This window comes from Bacillus sp. BD59S (genome assembly GCF_007363175.1).
Classification (GTDB): Bacteria; Bacillota; Bacilli; order Bacillales; family Bacillaceae_G; genus Bacillus_A; species Bacillus_A pacificus.
Window position 1 is genome coordinate 1,399,836 of sequence record NZ_CP034686.1, and the last position, 17,492, is coordinate 1,417,327.

Below are 17,492 nucleotides of genomic sequence, written 5' to 3' on the forward strand. Positions count from 1 at the left end.
CGACAGAAGTACAATTGTACTTCTGTCGCTTTTTATTTTTTTGGGTCTTTTCACCATTTTTTTATTTTTGCATAGGATGAAGAGTAACTTGAGGAGAGGGTGAAAAGAATGGATAACAACATTTTTAATAACATTGAAAAAGAAGCAAAAGTGAATAAAGAAGATATTTTTAAATTAGCATCATCTGTACAAAATGCGAATTTACGTGATGAGACTGTACTTCGTCAATTGATTCATCAAGTGGCTCTTATGGCAGGACGTGAAGTGCCGAAAGAACAAGAGGATCAAATTGTAAAAGCGATTATTAACAATAATATGCCGACAGATTTTGGCTCGTTAAGCAAAATGTTTAAAAAATAAAATATGAGAAACAAAGAGTTTGTAGATTGCATATGATAGCCATGAAAGTATGGGAATAGAGCTGTTTTGGGCATATTTGGTCAACCGAAGCGAGTGTATCACTCGCTTCGGTTTTATTTTTATCCCGCTTTAATGGGCAGTAAGACCCCCACCTCAAAATTCAGCGAAAGCAAAGAAGTTAGGTGGGGGATCAACTGACCATAAAAGCCCGATTGGTTCAACTAATAATCAGTGGGGGATGAAGAAAACCCCCACTGATTAAAGTTTCACTTTATCTAGATTTGTAGTAAAATGTTCTTTTTGTATTTGTTTAAAGATTTTAATTTGTTAAAATAGTATAAAAATAGATTGATAAAAAGGGGGTGTGTATATGTCGGAAGGGCTTATAAAAATGTGGTTTGCTTTAGGGGCAATTGGATTTATGTTTTTTGCAGTAAGTTTTATTTTGCTAAGCAGATATAAAATAAAGAATAAATTTTTGAAAGGGATTACAGCGTTGGTAGCGTACACCCTTATGATTGTATCAGGAATTGTTATTTTTCTTGTTGTATTTAGTGGACCTGTACAGCAGTAAAGGGCATGGTACGGAGCGAGTTATATTAGTATGAAAAGGTGATTACTAGTGAAAAAAATCCATATTATTTTAATATTTTGTTGTATGAGCATTTTAACAGGATGTCTGTATCCAAAAGAAAATATGAAACAAAATGCTGTGCCTTATGAAGATCAGTTGCAGGTCGTTCAAAAAGCTGTTGCGACATTTAAGGAGCAAAATGACGGGATATTGCCAATTAAGACGCGGGATATGAATACGCCTATTTATCAAAAATACCCAATCGATTTTCAAAAGATTTCTCCGCGTTACATACAAGAAGCGCCAGGGAATGCCTATGAAAGTGGGGGAGTATATCAATACGTATTAATAGACGTTGAAACAAACCCGACAGTAAAGTTAATTGATGTGAGGATGGCTGAACAAATTCAGCAATTATCATTAAAGCTTAGGATGTATCGAGATGAACATCAATATCCACCATTTAAAAAGGTAATTTCAGATGGTGTGTATGAATTAGATTTCAAAAAACTTGGATATAAAGATGTACCGCAAGTGACAAGTCCGTATTCTGGTAAAGGACTTCCGTTTGTAATTAATGAAAAGGGAGAAATTTATGTTGATTATAGAATCGACTTATATGAAGCGTTGAAAAAAAACGAAGGGCAAATTAAGGAGGGGGAAGATATTCGGAATATACTTTCGAAAGATTCTCCGTTTGTACCTGCGTATTCTTTACCGTATACGGTAAAGAATGGAGAACCAATTTTTTTAAAATCATAAGTCATGAACCTTTCTTTTAGTGAATAAGTTCTAGAAGAAAGGTTTTTTATGTTACACAACTTGCGATGCAAACAAAAGGTATTTTTTTAATAGTCATATGAAATTGGACAAAATTATATGATATATTGTCCGCACTTCTAGAATACCATTATATTATATCAGATATTATAGGCAACGTTAGAGAAGGTATTAGTTGACTATAAACGTGGAATTATTCCCAAAAATATTGAGGGAGGGAATCACTTGGAAAAGGTAGATATTTTTAAAGATATTGCGGAACGCACAGGCGGTGATATTTATTTTGGAGTTGTAGGAGCTGTTCGAACAGGAAAATCAACATTCATCAAAAAATTTATGGAACTTGTAGTTATTCCTAATATTGAAAATGAGTCTGACCGTCAAAGAGCGCAGGATGAACTACCTCAAAGTGCTGCTGGCCGTACAATCATGACGACGGAACCGAAGTTTGTTCCAAACCAAGCGGTTTCTATCGAAGTAGATGAAGGTCTTGAAGTGAATATTCGATTAGTAGATTGCGTCGGATATACAGTTCCAGGAGCAAAAGGTTATGAAGATGAGAATGGCCCGCGCATGATTAATACTCCTTGGTATGAAGAACCTATTCCGTTCCATGAAGCTGCAGAAATCGGAACACGTAAAGTAATTCAAGAACATTCAACAATTGGTGTTGTAATTACAACAGATGGAACGATTGGTGAAATCCCAAGAAGAGATTATATAGAGGCAGAAGAACGCGTCGTAAATGAGCTAAAAGAAGTCGGAAAACCTTTCATTATGATCATTAACACTGTACAGCCGTATCATCCAGATACAGAGCAATTGCGCCAAAGCTTATCTGAAGAATATGATATCCCAGTCATTGCGATGAGTGTTGAAAGTTTAAGAGAAACAGATGTATACAATGTACTTCGAGAGGCGTTATTTGAGTTCCCTGTTTTAGAAGTGAATGTGAACCTTCCGAGCTGGGTAATGGTGCTAAATGAAGGGCATTGGTTACGCCAAAGTTATCAAGAAGCCGTTCAAGAGACTGTGAAGGATATAAAACGTCTTCGTGATGTAGACCGTGTCGTATGGCAGTTTAGTCAGTATGAATTTATTGATCGAGCGAGCCTAGCTGGCATTGATATGGGGCAAGGCGTAGCAGAGATTGATTTATATGCACCAGATGAATTATATGATCAAATTTTAAAAGAAGTAGTAGGGGTAGAAATTCGAGGGAAAGATCATTTATTGAAGCTTATGCTCGATTTATCTCATGCGAAAATAGAATATGATCAAGTGGCGGATGCCCTGCGTATGGTAAAACAAACAGGATATGGTGTAGCGGCGCCTGCGTTAGCTGATATGAGCTTAGATGAGCCAGAAATTATTCGTCACGGTTCAAGGTTTGGTGTGAAATTAAAAGCTGTAGCACCATCTATTCATATGATTAAAGTTGATGTGGAGTCCACGTTTGAGCCAATTATTGGTACTGAAAAACAAAGTGAAGAACTAGTTCGTTACTTAATGCAAGATTTTGAAGATGACCCATTATCAATTTGGAATTCTGATATATTTGGACGTTCGCTTAGCTCAATTGTTCGGGAAGGCATTCAAGCGAAACTATCTTTAATGCCAGAAAATGCGAGATATAAATTAAAAGAAACGCTAGAAAGAATTATTAATGAAGGATCTGGCGGATTAATCGCGATTATATTATAAGAAAAAATCCCTCTCATCGTAGAGGGATTTTTTTAATTTTCGCATACAAAATAGAGAAATAAATAGCCATTATCTAATATATTGTTGTAAATTGTCAAGTTTCATCAGATTTTCACATTTTAAGAGTAACAATTTCCTTAAAAATATTGAATTATAAAGGAGAATCGTATAATATAGGCGTTGATAATGATTTATCTACATCTTTGTAGTATAGAATTTGTAAAAATTGCCTACAAATGAAAGTAAGACTCATTTTATGATCATTATACAGTCTTATCTTTGGGAGGAGGTGAATGGCATGAACAAGACAGATTTAATCAATGCTGTTGCAGAAGCAAGTTCCCTTTCTAAAAAGGACGCAACAAAAGCAGTAGACGCTGTTTTTGATTCTATCTTAGAAGCTTTAAAACAAGGTGATAAAGTACAACTGATCGGATTCGGTAACTTCGAAGTTCGTGAGCGTGCGGCTCGTAAAGGTCGTAACCCACAAACAGGTGAGGAGATTGAAATCGCTGCAAGTAAAGTACCTGCATTCAAACCTGGTAAAGCGTTAAAAGATGCGGTTAAATAATCCTTACATATTAACAGGGAAGAAGAGTTTCCTTTTTGGAAACTCTTCTTTTTGCTTTTAAAAACATAAATATGCTAGAATGTGTTCGTATCACTTTTAGGTTTTCGGGAGGGCTAGCGGATGGCAAAAGTTAATTTAGAACAAATTGAACATGCAGTACGCCTTATTTTAGAGGCAATCGGAGATGACCCAAATCGTGAGGGAGTACTTGATACACCAAAGCGTGTTGCAAAAATGTACGCAGAAGTGTTCTCAGGTATGCATGAAGATCCGAAAGAACATTTGCACAAAGTGTTCGGAGAAGATCACGAGGAGCTTGTACTAGTAAAAGATATACCGTTTTATTCGATGTGTGAGCATCATTTAGTTCCATTCTATGGAGTTGCTCACGTTGCATATATTCCGCAAGGCGGAAAAGTGACAGGGTTAAGTAAATTAGCTCGTACTGTAGATACAATTGCACGTCGTCCACAACTGCAAGAACGTATTACATCAACAGTAGCGAATTCTATTATGGAAGTACTAGAGCCGCATGGTGTAATGGTAGTAGTAGAAGCGGAACATATGTGTATGACGATGCGCGGTGTGAAAAAGCCAGGTGCAAAAACAGTAACAACAGCAGTACGTGGTGTACTAGAAAATGATGCTGCAGCACGTAGTGAAATTTTATCTTTTATTAAAACGAAGTAAAGAAAAGTGGGAAACTGCTTTTCTTTTTTTTTTTTTTTGTAAATAAATGATATAGTTTTAGCAAGGCAGAGTGAGAATAGAAAAGCTACTTAAAAGAATAGAAGATGTTATTTAGTTCGATAGAAGTTTGGAAAGAGTAGCCAAGTTTTGGTTATAGAAAATAGAGTGTATGTGTTATAATAAGTTTTATGAATTAGAAAACAAGGGTGATTTTTGTGTGTGACATCTACGGAGGGTATGCGGGTATAAGAGAGAAATTGATGGTGAAATTACGCCATCCTTATTTTATAAACTATATTGAAGAACCATTTATTGATGAAGAGAAAATAGCATTGTTATATGGTGCTTTAAAGGGTGCAAATTTACATATAGAACAAATTGAGCATTATGTAGTAACGATTATGCTTGTGCAAATTGCGCTTGATACACATGAAAGAGTATCGAATAAAGTAGGGGAAGAAGCGAATGAATCGCATAAGCGTTGCCAGTTAACAGTGCTTGCTGGTGATTATTATAGCGGGTTATATTATTACTTATTGTCTATGAATCGTGATATCGTTTTAATTCGTGCGCTTGCTGAAGGAATTAAAGAAATTAATGAACACAAAATAATGTTATATCAAAAAGCGCATAAAACGATGGATGACATACTGGAAAGTGTAGTAACAATTGAGTCTGCACTTTTGCAAAAAACATGTGATCATTTTCATTTATCGCATTGGAAATCGTTTATAACATATGTACTAGGGAAAAATCGTCTCCAAAAAGAATGTGAACTACATGTTGAAAAACAGCATTCACCTGTTTTTCAAGCGGTTCAAGAGATTTTGAACGATCAAGCGGATGCAGAAACAGTTATGAATGGATGGATGATGGAACTCGGAAAGAAAGCAAATAAATTTTTAGAAAATCACACAGATATAAGCGAAATAAACTCTGTGTTAAGAGATAAATCGAAGACATAAGCAATTTTACATTGGAAGAAGGTACGAGCATGCAACAATCAAAAGAAGAAAGAGTACATGATGTATTTGAGAAAATCTCTGATAAATACGATGTAATGAATTCTGTAATTAGTTTTCAAAGGCATAAAGCGTGGCGTAAAGAGACGATGCGCATTATGGATGTAAAACCAGGTAGTAAAGCGCTTGATGTCTGCTGCGGGACAGCGGACTGGACAATTGCGCTAGCTGAAGCAGTGGGTGAACAGGGCAAGGTTGTTGGTTTAGACTTCAGTGAAAATATGTTATCTGTTGGTAAGCAAAAGGTAGAGGCTTTACAATTAAAACAAGTAGAACTTCTACACGGGAATGCAATGGAACTTCCATTTGAAGATAACACATTTGATTATGTAACGATTGGATTTGGTTTACGTAACGTACCGGATTATATGCACGTATTAAAAGAAATGACGCGTGTAGTAAAACCTGGTGGGAAAGTAATTTGTTTAGAAACATCTCAACCAACAATGATTGGTTTTCGACAAGGTTATATTTTATACTTTAAATATATCATGCCGTTATTTGGAAAGTTATTTGCGAAAAGTTATAAAGAATATTCATGGCTGCAAGAATCTGCTAGTACATTCCCAGGTATGAAAGAATTGGCTAATATGTTCGAAAAAGCTGGACTTGAACGTGTGCAAGTGAAGCCATTTACTTTTGGGGTAGCAGCGATGCATTTAGGTATGAAACCAGAATCAAAATAGAAAAAAGAAGTTTTAGGTTAAGGTGAACAATATGAAGTTACAACTTATGTACTCTTTTTTACGATCGGATATTAATGTGATAGAAAAAGAATTAAAAAAGACAGTTGCTTCTGAACAGCCATTAGTAGAAGAGGCGGCATTACAACTTATTGAAGCTGGTGGGAAGCGAATTCGTCCTGTATTTGTGTTGCTTGCAGGGAAATTTGGAGATTATAAGTTAGACGCAATTAAGCATGTAGCTGTTGCGTTAGAACTTATTCATATGGCTTCTCTTGTTCACGATGATGTTATTGATGCAGCGTTTTTACGACGTGGTAGTGCAACTGTGAATGCGAAATGGGGAGATCGTATTGCCATGTATACAGGGGACTATTTATTCGCTAAGTCTCTTGAATGTATAACGAATATTGAAATTCCAGAGGCACATCAGGCTCTATCGCATACCATTTTAGAAGTTTGTAAAGGTGAAATCGAACAAATTAAAGATAAGTATGACTATGACCAAAATTTAAGAACATATTTAAGAAGAATAAAGCGAAAAACCGCATTATTAATTGCTGCAAGTTGCCAACTAGGAGCGATTGCTGCTGGTGCTAATCGTGATACAGTAAGTCGTCTGTTTTGGTATGGCTATTTCGTAGGGATGTCGTATCAAATTATTGATGACATTTTAGACTTCGTTTCCACAGAAGAGAAACTTGGAAAACCTGCTGGTGGTGATTTATTGCAAGGAAACATTACGCTTCCTGCTCTATATGCTATGGAAGATCCGATCCTGTGTAAGAAAATCAGATCTGTACATGAAAATACAACAGCGGACGAAATGAAAGAAATTATTGAGGCTGTAAAGAATAGTGCTGCTATTGATAAAGCATTTGCGTTTAGTGAACGTTATTTACATAAAGCATTAGAAATTATAAAACCACTCCCACGTGGACAAGCAAAGTATGCATTACAAAATGTAGCAAAGTATATTGGAAAACGAAAATTTTAGTGTTTTTTCTAAAAAATAAAATAATCTCTCTATTTCAAAACTATTGCACAATTGTGATAAGGGTGTTAATATGTGTGTGGGGATATACAATTACATACATAATTCAGAAGTGGAGAGATTTTTTATGGAAAAAACATTTCTAATGGTTAAACCAGACGGTGTACAACGTGCCTTCATTGGGGAAATTGTAGCTCGTTTTGAGAAGAAGGGCTTTCAATTAGTTGGTGCAAAATTAATGCAAGTCACTCCGGAAATTGCTGGACAACATTATGCTGAGCACACAGAGAAACCTTTCTTTGGTGAATTAGTAGACTTTATTACATCTGGCCCTGTATTTGCAATGGTATGGCAAGGTGAAGGTGTAGTAGATACAGCTCGTAACATGATGGGTAAAACAAGACCACATGAGGCAGCTCCTGGAACAATTCGTGGAGATTTCGGTGTAACTGTTGCGAAAAATATTATCCATGGTTCTGATTCGTTAGAAAGTGCAGAGCGCGAGATTGCTATTTTCTTTAAAGAAGAAGAATTAGTTGACTACTCAAAATTAATGAATGAATGGATTTACTAATTATTTTGAAATAATTTGTAAACGCTTTAATCACTGTGATAATAGTAGAAAGTGCAAGGAGAATAGGGGTATTCTTCTTGCACTTTTTTTATTTCTATTAGTTACGAAGTTAGAGCTGTTATGATATATTGATATGTAAAGTAAAGGCCTATCGGAGAATAAGCGAATGGCTGATGTATTCATAACTCTTTCATATTTTTAGAGTAATGAAAGATAATATTATTGCTTAATATAGCGAGATAAATACATATACGAAAAGAGGAATAACGTATGCGATATATTACAGCTGGTGAATCTCATGGTCCACAACTTACAACGATTATAGAAGGTGTTCCAGCCGGACTACCATTAGTAGCGGATGATATAAATGAAGAGTTAGCTAGAAGGCAAAAGGGATATGGGCGCGGTAGACGCATGCAAATTGAAACAGATCAAGTGCAGATTGTAAGTGGTGTTAGACATGGAGAGACATTAGGTTCTCCAATTGCACTTGTTGTCGAAAACCGTGATTTTGCACATTGGACAAAAATTATGGGTGCAGAGCCGTTAACGGAACAAGAAGAAAAAGAAATGAAAAGGAAAGTAACAAAACCAAGACCTGGACATGCTGATTTAAATGGTGCGATTAAATATGGTCATAGAGATATGAGAAATGTACTGGAACGTTCTTCGGCTCGCGAAACGACAGTACGTGTTGCTGCTGGTGCGATTGCTAAAAAATTGTTAGCGGAACTTGGTGTTGCAGTAGCAGGCCATGTAATTGAAATTGGCGGTGTTAAGGCTAAGGAGACTACGTATCGTTCAATTGAAGAATTAAAAAGTATTACAGAAGCATCACCTGTCCGTTGTTTAGATGAAGAAGCTGGTAATCAAATGATAAAAGCAATTGATGATGCGAAAGCGAATGGTGATTCAATCGGTGGCATCGTTGAAGTAATTGTGGAAGGGATGCCGATTGGAGTAGGAAGCTATGTGCATTATGATCGAAAACTAGATGCAAAATTAGCAGCCGCAATGATGAGCATTAATGCTTTTAAAGGTGTCGAGATTGGAATTGGTTTTGAAGTAGCACATAGACCGGGTAGCGAAGTTCATGATGAAATTTTGTGGAATAAAGAGCATGGATATACACGAAGAACAAATAACGCGGGTGGTTTAGAAGGCGGTATGACGACTGGAATGCCAATTGTTGTGCGCGGAGTGATGAAACCGATACCTACACTATATAAACCGCTTCAAAGTGTCGATATTGATACGAAAGAGCCTTTTACAGCAAGTATTGAACGTTCAGATAGTTGTGCTGTTCCAGCAGCTAGTGTCGTTGCAGAAGCGGTTGTAGCTTGGGAATTAGCTACAGCTTTAATAGAACAATTCGGATTAGATCGTATGGACCTTATTCGTGAAAATATTGAGAAACATAATGAATATGCGAGGGGATTTTAATGGGAAACATACATATTCAAACGAAGTCAAAAGAATATGATGTACACGTTGGAAAAGAAGCGTTGTCACATTTGATAACAATTGTTCAAAATATGCAGCCAGCTGTGTCTAATGTAATGATCATTTCAGATGAAGCTGTTGCATCTTTATATTTACAGACAGTTGTAGATGCGTTGCAAATAGAGCAAAAAGTATTTTCATTCGTTGTACCGAGTGGTGAAAAAGAGAAGTCCTTTGAAAATTTCTATGCGGCTCATACGTCAGCTCTTGAAAATAAATTAGATAGAAATTCTTTAATTGTTGCACTTGGAGGTGGGATGATTGGAGATTTAGCTGGTTTTGTTGCTGCGTCATTTATGCGTGGAATTCGCTTTGTTCAAGTTCCGACGACTTTATTAGCTCACGATAGCGCAGTAGGCGGGAAAGTAGCAATCAATCATCCGTTAGGTAAAAATATGATAGGTGCATTCCATCAACCAGAAGCAGTCGTATATCATACGCCGTTTTTACAGTCTCTTCCTGAAAAAGAGTGGCGCTCAGGTTATGCAGAAGTGATAAAACATGCTCTAATTGGTGATGTAAAACTATATCATTGGCTAAAAGAAGAAGTGCAAACATTAGCAGATCTTCGTGATGAGAAATTAATCCACATATTAACGAAGGCGATTCCTGTAAAGGCAAACATTGTAGCACAAGATGAAACAGAAAAAGGTGTACGTGCTCATTTGAACTTTGGGCATACGTTAGGTCATGCTCTTGAAAAAGAACTAGGATACGGAAATATTACTCACGGTGACGGAGTAGCAGTTGGAATGTTATTTGCTATATTCTTAAGTGAGCAAGTGTATAAGGTTAATCTTGCTTATGAAGAGATGAAGCAGTGGTTTTTAAAGTACGGTTATCCAAAAATGCCACGTGATTTGAATGTAGAACGCCTCGTCGGGTTGATGAAACAAGATAAGAAAGCGAATGCAGGAACAATTCATATGGTGCTTATGCAGGAATATGGGGTAGTAAATGTCGTATCTATTCCAGATGAGACTGTTCATATTGCGTTAGAGGCATTTCAAAAGAATATGGTATAAAGATAGGTAACAACTGTGAAGAGCCTATTTAGAAGTGTTTTCGTAATAGTGACGGTTATGATAAACGATTATAGTAAGGGAGTATAACCATATTGTAATCGTATTGAATAAAACGACTGGGGGAAGAAAAATGAGAGTAAAAGAGCAATTGTTAACTTTGAGAGCATATGTACCTGGGAAAAATATTGAAGAAGTAAAAAGGGAATATGGGTTATCAAAAATTGTGAAATTAGCATCGAACGAAAATCCATTCGGTTGCTCAGCGCGTGTGACAGAAGCATTAACTTCTTTAGCGAGCCAATATGCCCTTTATCCAGATGGATATGCCTTTGAACTGCGGACAAAAGTAGCGGAACATTTAGGTGTAAAAGCAGAACAACTACTATTTGGTAGTGGATTAGATGAAGTCATTCAAATGATTAGCCGTGCATTACTACACGAAGGAACAAATGTTGTAATGGCGAATCCAACATTCTCGCAATACCATCACCATGCTGTTATTGAAGGAGCAGAAGTTCGTGAAGTACCACTTAAAGATGGCATTCATGATTTAGATGCGATGCTAGAGCAAGTAGATGATAAAACGAAGGTCGTATGGATTTGTAATCCGAATAATCCGACAGGTACATATGTAGAGAAACAAAAATTACTTTCATTTTTAGAATCAGTTCCTAAGTCAGCGCTCGTTATTATGGACGAAGCATACTATGAATATGCGGGGGCAGAAGACTATCCGCAAACGTTGCCACTTCTTGACAAGTATGAAAATCTTATGATTTTACGCACGTTTTCAAAAGCATATGGTTTAGCAGCTTTCCGTATCGGATATGCGGTTGGTAATGAGCGGTTAATTGGGCAACTAGAAGTAGCAAGGTTACCATTTAATACATCGACTGTAGCGCAATCTGTAGCACTCGCTGCATTAGAAGATCAAGCATTTTTACAAGAATGCGTGAAAAAGAATGAAGAAGGTTTAAATCAGTATTATGCATTTTGTAAGGAATATAACGTATTCTATTATCCATCTCAAACAAATTTCATTTTCTTAAAGCTCGGTATTCCTGGTAATGAGGCTTTCGAACGATTAATGAAGAAAGGCTATATCGTTCGTTCTGGTGCTGCATTTGGTATACATGATGGCATTCGTATTACTGTCGGTTTGAAAGAAGAAAATGATGAAATTATAGAACTGTTGAAAGAGCTTGTAAACGAGCAAGTAAAGAAAGAAGAAACATACTCTTAAGAGTTTGTAAAGGCTCCTAATATAGGAGTCTTTTTTATTTAAATAAAGAAGAACTGTAAAGAGTTCGTGCGGGCTAATAATTAATAAGGGGAGTTATTTGCACGGTCATAAAAGAAAACGGTACAATAGAAAGTAGTAATGCGGTATCGGTGTCATATTTGAATCGTTATCAGTGAAAGTACAAGAAGAAGTATGCTCATTCTAAAGGTTGCGTTCTTACACTTAGTTGCTTATGATAAAGTGAAACTTTAATCAGTGGGGGGATGTTTATCCCCCGCTGATTATTAGTTGAACCAATCGGGCTTTTACGGGCAGTTGACCCCAAAACTAACTTCTTTGCCGTAGCTGAATTTTGAGGTGGGGTCTTACTGCCCGTTAATAGCGGGGTAAATGAACAGAAAAGAATATTTTTTAGAATTAAAGGAGACGTTTATGCAAAAGTTTGAACAAGCTGTTTCATATATTGAAAATGGTGAAGCGGAAAAAGGGTTACAATTATTAAAAGAACAATTAAAAATTGCGAATGATGAAGAGAAGTATGATATCGCTCGCTATTATCATACACTGGGATTTACGGATGAAGCGTTAGCTATTACAGAAGACTTACGTTTATTGTATCCAGAGGAAAGTGAATTCACTGTATTTTTAGCAGAATTATATATTGATCTTGACAAAGAAGATGAAGCGATTGAGGTGCTTCATGATATTCCAGAAAATGATGATTTATATGTTCAATCGTTATTACTTGTTGCGGATTTATTCCAAATGCAAGGTTTCGATGATGTAGCAGAACAAAAACTATTAAAGGCGAAAGAAATGATGCCTGACGAGCCTGTCATTACGTTTGGATTAGCAGAGTTATATAGTAGTAAAGGTGAAGAACAAAAGGCAATCACTTATTATGAGTCGCTATTAGCGGAACATAAAGTAATGGGTGGTGTTGTCATTGCGCTACGCCTTGGAGAAACGTTAAGTGCGATTGGAAATTGGGAAGAGGCGATTTCTTACTACGAAGCAGGTTTAGAGGAACAAAAAGATATTCACTCATTATTTGGATATGCCTTCACGTTATACCAAGGTGAAGAATACCAACGAGCAATTGGTGCTTGGCAAGAACTGAAAGAATTAGATCCTGAGTATGCATCGCTTTACATGTATTTAGCGAAAAGCTATGAAAAAGAAGGGATGCTTCAAGAAAGCTATGAAACACTTCATGAAGGAATTAAAGTAGATGAGCTTTCTGTACCATTTTATGTAGAATTAGCAAACATTGCGGCGAAATTAGGGAAAATTGCGGAAGCAGAGGAAGTACTTCAAAAAGCGCTTGAGTTAGATCCAGGACATTTAGGTGCAACATTAAAATATGCGTACATCTTAAAGGAACAAGAAAAATATGAAGAGTTAATCGCTGTTGTAGAGCGTGCAATTGATAGCGGAGAACCAGATACACAACTACTTTGGGATCTTGCATTTGCAAAAAAACAATTAGAAATGTATTCGGATGCATTAAAACACTATGAAAGTGCATATACTTCTTTTAAGAATCATCCAGACTTCTTGGAAGAGTACGGTTATTTCTTATTGGAAGAAGGTATGCGAAAAGAGGCGAAAGAAGTATTTACTCAGTTAATACAACTAGACCCGACACAAATTCATATTGAAGAATTGTTATATAATTTAGAGGATTTTTCATAAGTTGGAAGGAAACTGAATGCCGCTTCTTGAATCTAAAAAGAAAAGAGAAAGACAGAGGAGGGACTTAATTGCTATGAATACCCCTGTTTCTGTAAACGAGAAGAAGGATTTTGTAAAATGGTTTTTGAATAATTACCAACTGAAACAGCGTGAATGTGTATGGATTTTGAATTATTTAATGAGTCACGACCAATTGATGCATAAAGTCCACTTCGTAGAGCATGCAAAATATTGTCCGCGTGGCTTAGTAATGTCCGCGAATTGTGTAAAAGATACACCGTTTCACTTTTTTAAACAAAATGTTATGACAACAGATGCTGAAAAATCGTTTCATGATATTCGTTTAAATCGAGATGAGGATATTTATATTCAACTCAATTTTAAATCATCGTTTCAAAATGCCAACTATGTAGCTGTATTAGAAGAAAACCCGTATTTACCAAAGCACATTGAAGTAAATGAAAAAGATCGTTTACTTGCAGAAAGGTTTTTAGAAGAAAGTGTATTTTCTTTTAGAAGAGAACGTCTTCTAAAGCAAATTGATGAAGCGCTGGATAAGCAAGATAAGGAAGCATTTCACAGGTTAACAGCGGAGTTAAAGATGTTATAGAATTCATTTGGATTCATAAAATTTTACAAATTTCAGACTTTTTAAGAAAAACTACCTTAATATAGGTAGTTTTTCTTTTTTTACCTCTTTTAGTATGGTTTAATATATATAAAGTGAAAGTTCTGTCATTTTCAGGTGAGGGAGGGAAGAAATTTGAAATGGATTGTAAAAGATGTGGAGCAGTTTGAGCAAGCAAGAGAATATGTAGATACGGGTGTTATACCACTTTTATCAATTTCAGCAGCAAAAGAAATGAAAACGGTAGTAGAACAAGGGGAATTTATCGAATTGTTGAGTATGGAGCTAGAAAGAGAATATAAAGGAAGAGTGCTTTTACTACCTGCATTTACGTATTTAGTAGAAAGTCAAAAAAACGAAAAAGGTCGTTTGCAAGAATGGACAAATCATTTGAGAAAGCAAGGTTTTAAGCATATTGCTTATGTTACAAGTGATTTTTCATGGAAAGAAGATATGCAAGAATTGCAGGGAGATTTATTTTGGTTTCCTTCATTAGCGTTAGAACAATTTAGTGATCAAGCGAAAAGAGAAGTGATTCATGCACATATAAAAAATATCATGGTAATGTTAGAAGAAAAATGGGGAAAATAATAATAAACAGAAAGTTCTTATTATTATGAGTAGTATGATATTGACCTGTGCATGAGCGTATTATATCATGATAGTGTCCTAGTTTTTATTTTTTATATAATTTATCACGAGGGGACAATTTCTGATAGAGGGGGGAAATTTTCGTGAGCGAGAAAGAACATCGTGTGTCAAGAAGACAGTTTTTAAATTACACCCTTACAGGGGTAGGAGGCTTTATGGCAGCGGGTATTTTAATGCCGATGACGCGATTTGCGCTTGATCCGGTGTTAAGAAAAGAAGCGGGAACGGATATGGTTGCTGTTGCACAAGTAAAGGATATTACAACAGAGCCGAAACGTTTCGACTTTAAGGTGAAGCAGGTTGATGGTTGGTACAAGTCCGAAGAGCCAAAATCAGCTTGGGTTCATAAAGATGAAAGCGGAGACATTGTTGCGTTCTCTCCAGTATGTAAACATTTAGGATGTACGGTTAACTGGAATTCGGACAAAGCACATCCGAATCAATTCTTTTGTCCATGTCACGGGGGTCGTTACACAAAAGACGGAATTAACATTAAAGGCACGCCGCCCCTTGCTCCACTTGATGTATACGAATCTAAAGTGAAAGATGGAACGTTGTATCTAGGAAAAGCGAAGCCAAGAGGGGGTGCAAAGTAGATGCTAAATAAAATTTATGATTGGGTAGATGAAAGGTTAGATATTACACCAATATGGCGTGATATCGCTGATCATGAAGTACCTGAACATGTAAACCCGGCACATCACTTTTCTGCATTCGTTTATTGCTTTGGTGGACTTACCTTTTTCGTTACTGTAATTCAAATTTTATCTGGAATGTTTTTGACGATGTATTATGTGCCTGATATTAAAAATGCTTGGGAATCGGTTTATTATTTGCAAAATGAAGTTGCATATGGGCAAATTGTTCGTGGTATGCACCACTGGGGTGCTAGTCTCGTAATTGTAATGATGTTTTTACATACACTTAGAGTTTTCTTCCAGGGTGCGTATAAAAAGCCTCGTGAGCTAAACTGGATTGTTGGTGTTCTTATTTTCTTTGTTATGTTAGGTCTTGGTTTTACCGGATATTTATTACCGTGGGATATGAAAGCGTTATTTGCTACGAAAGTAGGGATTCAAATTGCAGAGCAAACGCCGCTCATTGGTCCTTACATTAAAACATTACTCGCTGGTCATTCCGAAATTGTTGGCGCTCAAACATTAACTCGCTTCTTTGCTATTCACGTCTTCTTCTTACCAGCAGCACTTCTAGGTTTAATGGCCTTCCACTTCATCATGATTCGCAAACAAGGTATTTCCGGTCCACTATAAGAGATTGCTAAATTAAAGGGGAAAGAACTAAAGGAGGGAGATTATGCATCGCGGCAAAGGGATGAAGTTTGTAGGAGATTCTCGGGTACCAGTAGCTCGGAAACCAAATATTCCAAAAGACTATTCTGAATACCCAGGGAAAACAGAAGCATTTTGGCCGAACTTCTTGTTAAAAGAATGGATGGTTGGTGCAGTTTTTTTAATCGGTTATTTATGTTTAACAGTGGCGCATCCGTCACCGCTTGAAAGAATGGCGGATCCAACTGATGCTGGATATATACCACTTCCAGATTGGTATTTCTTATTCTTGTATCAGTTATTAAAGTATTCTTATGCTTCTGGCTCATTTACTGTAATTGGAGCGTTCATTATGCCAGGGATTGCGTTTGGCGCATTACTGTTAGCTCCATTTCTTGATCGAGGCCCAGAAAGACGCCCATTGAAGCGTCCTGTAGCAACGGGATTTATGCTTTTAGCAATTGCATCGATTATCTTTTTAACTTGGGAATCTGTAGCACACCACGACTGGGAAGCTGCAAAAAAACAAGGAGCAATTGTAAAAACAGCACCAGTTGATAAAAATGATGACGGTTATAAATTAATGCAAAAAAATACTTGTTTAACATGTCACGGTGACAATTTACAGGGCGGGGCAGCAGCACCGGCACTGCAAAATTTAACTTTAAAGCCAGAAGAAATTGCTAAAATTGCGAAAGAGGGAAAAGGTTCCATGCCTAAAGGTGTATTTAAAGGTACAGATGAGGAGCTGAAGAAGCTTTCGGAATTCGTTGCAAAGTATAATAAAAAATAATAAAAAGCTGACTACAAAAAATTTGTAGTCAGCTTTTTATTTTGATGATAGAAAGTTTACTATATAATAGAGTAGAGTCTGATGAAAGAATGAAAGGTGTTGGACATACAACTTGGTTTACTTGTATGCAATGTTAAGACAACGCTCCGTATTATTATTTTTATTAGTTGTTAACATACTAGGTACGATATACGGATTTATATGGTATGGAAATCAATTAAAAGAAACTTCACCTATATTTTGGCCGTTTGTACCCGATAGCCCTATGGCAAGTCTCTTTTTTGTCATTGTTTTAATTGCTTTTTTAATAAAAAGAAATTGGGGATTAATAGAGGCGCTAGCGATTGTTACTTTAATAAAATATGGAATATGGGCTGTTGTTGTAAATGCGGTTATGATTTATGTAAAAGGTCCTATTGGCTTTATCGGGTATATGTTAATGCTTTCACATTTTGCGATGGCAGTACAAGCAGTGCTATATGCACCGTTTTACCGTATAAAAAAATGGCATTTTGCGGTAGCAGCTATATGGACATTACATAACGATGCAATTGATTATTTGTTTTGGCAAATGCCGAGATATGGAATTATGCATTTGTTTGTAGGGGAAATTGGTTATTTTACGTTCTGGCTAAGCATTGTTGTGCTTTGTATGACATATTATTATTGCTTACGTGAGAATCGAAAACAGTTTTCTTTATAATCGTTAGAAC

20 protein-coding genes are annotated in these 17,492 nt (G+C 36.3%); all 20 read left to right on the top strand.

Features of this window, described 5'->3' with window-relative positions; all coding sequences use genetic code 11:
* Positions 1–108: 108 nt before the first annotated feature.
* Positions 109–360, top strand: coding sequence for a stage VI sporulation protein F (locus tag EKQ63_RS09200; RefSeq protein WP_000369754.1), 252 nt, complete (start codon positions 109–111; stop codon positions 358–360).
* A 370-nt stretch (positions 361–730) separates the two neighbouring features.
* On the top strand, positions 731–934 hold the full coding sequence (locus EKQ63_RS09205) for a DUF2768 domain-containing protein (protein WP_001288995.1): 204 nt from the start codon (positions 731–733) through the stop codon (positions 932–934).
* A 48-nt stretch (positions 935–982) separates the two neighbouring features.
* Complete coding sequence (locus tag EKQ63_RS09210) at positions 983–1,696, top strand: hypothetical protein (protein ID WP_139303897.1); 714 nt, start codon at positions 983–985, stop codon at positions 1,694–1,696.
* 243 nt (positions 1,697–1,939) lie between these two features.
* Positions 1,940–3,418 (top strand): stage IV sporulation protein A, encoded by a 1,479-nt coding sequence (gene spoIVA / locus EKQ63_RS09215; protein WP_000416519.1) that lies wholly within the window; start codon positions 1,940–1,942, stop codon positions 3,416–3,418.
* Between the two features lie 298 nt (positions 3,419–3,716).
* Positions 3,717–3,989: an HU family DNA-binding protein gene (locus tag EKQ63_RS09220; RefSeq protein WP_001043860.1), complete on the top strand. Its 273-nt coding sequence runs from the start codon at positions 3,717–3,719 to the stop codon at positions 3,987–3,989.
* A gap of 120 nt (positions 3,990–4,109) precedes the next feature.
* Complete coding sequence (gene folE / locus EKQ63_RS09225) at positions 4,110–4,679, top strand: GTP cyclohydrolase I FolE (protein ID WP_001151482.1); 570 nt, start codon at positions 4,110–4,112, stop codon at positions 4,677–4,679.
* 215 nt (positions 4,680–4,894) lie between these two features.
* Complete coding sequence (locus EKQ63_RS09230; protein ID WP_143880977.1) at positions 4,895–5,644, top strand: heptaprenyl diphosphate synthase component 1; 750 nt, start codon at positions 4,895–4,897, stop codon at positions 5,642–5,644.
* A gap of 29 nt (positions 5,645–5,673) precedes the next feature.
* Positions 5,674–6,387 (top strand): 2-heptaprenyl-1,4-naphthoquinone methyltransferase, encoded by a 714-nt coding sequence (menG, locus tag EKQ63_RS09235; protein WP_001187662.1) that lies wholly within the window; start codon positions 5,674–5,676, stop codon positions 6,385–6,387.
* Between the two features lie 31 nt (positions 6,388–6,418).
* Positions 6,419–7,381, top strand: a complete 963-nt coding sequence (hepT, locus tag EKQ63_RS09240; protein WP_087994423.1) for a heptaprenyl diphosphate synthase component II — start codon at positions 6,419–6,421, stop codon at positions 7,379–7,381.
* Between the two features lie 124 nt (positions 7,382–7,505).
* A complete protein-coding gene (gene ndk, locus EKQ63_RS09245; protein WP_000415885.1) occupies positions 7,506–7,952 on the top strand; it encodes a nucleoside-diphosphate kinase in 447 nt (148 codons plus the stop codon).
* A 270-nt stretch (positions 7,953–8,222) separates the two neighbouring features.
* Positions 8,223–9,395, top strand: coding sequence for a chorismate synthase (gene aroC / locus EKQ63_RS09250; RefSeq protein WP_087994422.1), 1,173 nt, complete (start codon positions 8,223–8,225; stop codon positions 9,393–9,395).
* Positions 9,395–10,480: a 3-dehydroquinate synthase gene (gene aroB, locus EKQ63_RS09255; protein ID WP_087994421.1), complete on the top strand. Its 1,086-nt coding sequence runs from the start codon at positions 9,395–9,397 to the stop codon at positions 10,478–10,480. The genes aroC and aroB overlap by 1 nt, the downstream gene beginning before the upstream one ends.
* 130 nt (positions 10,481–10,610) lie before the next feature.
* A complete protein-coding gene (gene hisC, locus EKQ63_RS09260) occupies positions 10,611–11,723 on the top strand; it encodes a histidinol-phosphate transaminase (protein ID WP_087951854.1) in 1,113 nt (370 codons plus the stop codon).
* 432 nt (positions 11,724–12,155) lie between these two features.
* Positions 12,156–13,418, top strand: a complete 1,263-nt coding sequence (locus EKQ63_RS09270; RefSeq protein WP_001168676.1) for a tetratricopeptide repeat protein — start codon at positions 12,156–12,158, stop codon at positions 13,416–13,418.
* 73 nt (positions 13,419–13,491) lie between these two features.
* Entirely contained in the window at positions 13,492–14,028 is a 537-nt protein-coding gene (locus tag EKQ63_RS09275) for a ReoY family proteolytic degradation factor (protein ID WP_001095923.1), read from the top strand.
* A gap of 135 nt (positions 14,029–14,163) precedes the next feature.
* On the top strand, positions 14,164–14,637 hold the full coding sequence (locus EKQ63_RS09280; RefSeq protein WP_140168448.1) for a YpiF family protein: 474 nt from the start codon (positions 14,164–14,166) through the stop codon (positions 14,635–14,637).
* A gap of 143 nt (positions 14,638–14,780) precedes the next feature.
* On the top strand, positions 14,781–15,293 hold the full coding sequence (gene qcrA / locus EKQ63_RS09285; protein WP_001290418.1) for a menaquinol-cytochrome c reductase iron-sulfur subunit: 513 nt from the start codon (positions 14,781–14,783) through the stop codon (positions 15,291–15,293).
* Positions 15,294–15,968, top strand: coding sequence for a menaquinol-cytochrome c reductase cytochrome b subunit (qcrB, locus tag EKQ63_RS09290; protein ID WP_000932700.1), 675 nt, complete (start codon positions 15,294–15,296; stop codon positions 15,966–15,968). It abuts the gene before it with no gap.
* Positions 15,969–16,011: 43 nt separating this feature from the next.
* Positions 16,012–16,779, top strand: coding sequence for a menaquinol-cytochrome c reductase cytochrome b/c subunit (gene qcrC / locus EKQ63_RS09295; RefSeq protein WP_000554603.1), 768 nt, complete (start codon positions 16,012–16,014; stop codon positions 16,777–16,779).
* Positions 16,780–16,891: 112 nt separating this feature from the next.
* Positions 16,892–17,482 carry a lipoprotein heptaprenylglyceryl N-acetyltransferase LhaT gene (locus EKQ63_RS09300; protein ID WP_140168447.1) on the top strand — a complete coding sequence of 197 codons (591 nt, stop codon included), beginning with the start codon at positions 16,892–16,894 and terminating at the stop codon, positions 17,480–17,482.
* The last annotated feature ends 10 nt before the right edge of the window (positions 17,483–17,492 follow it).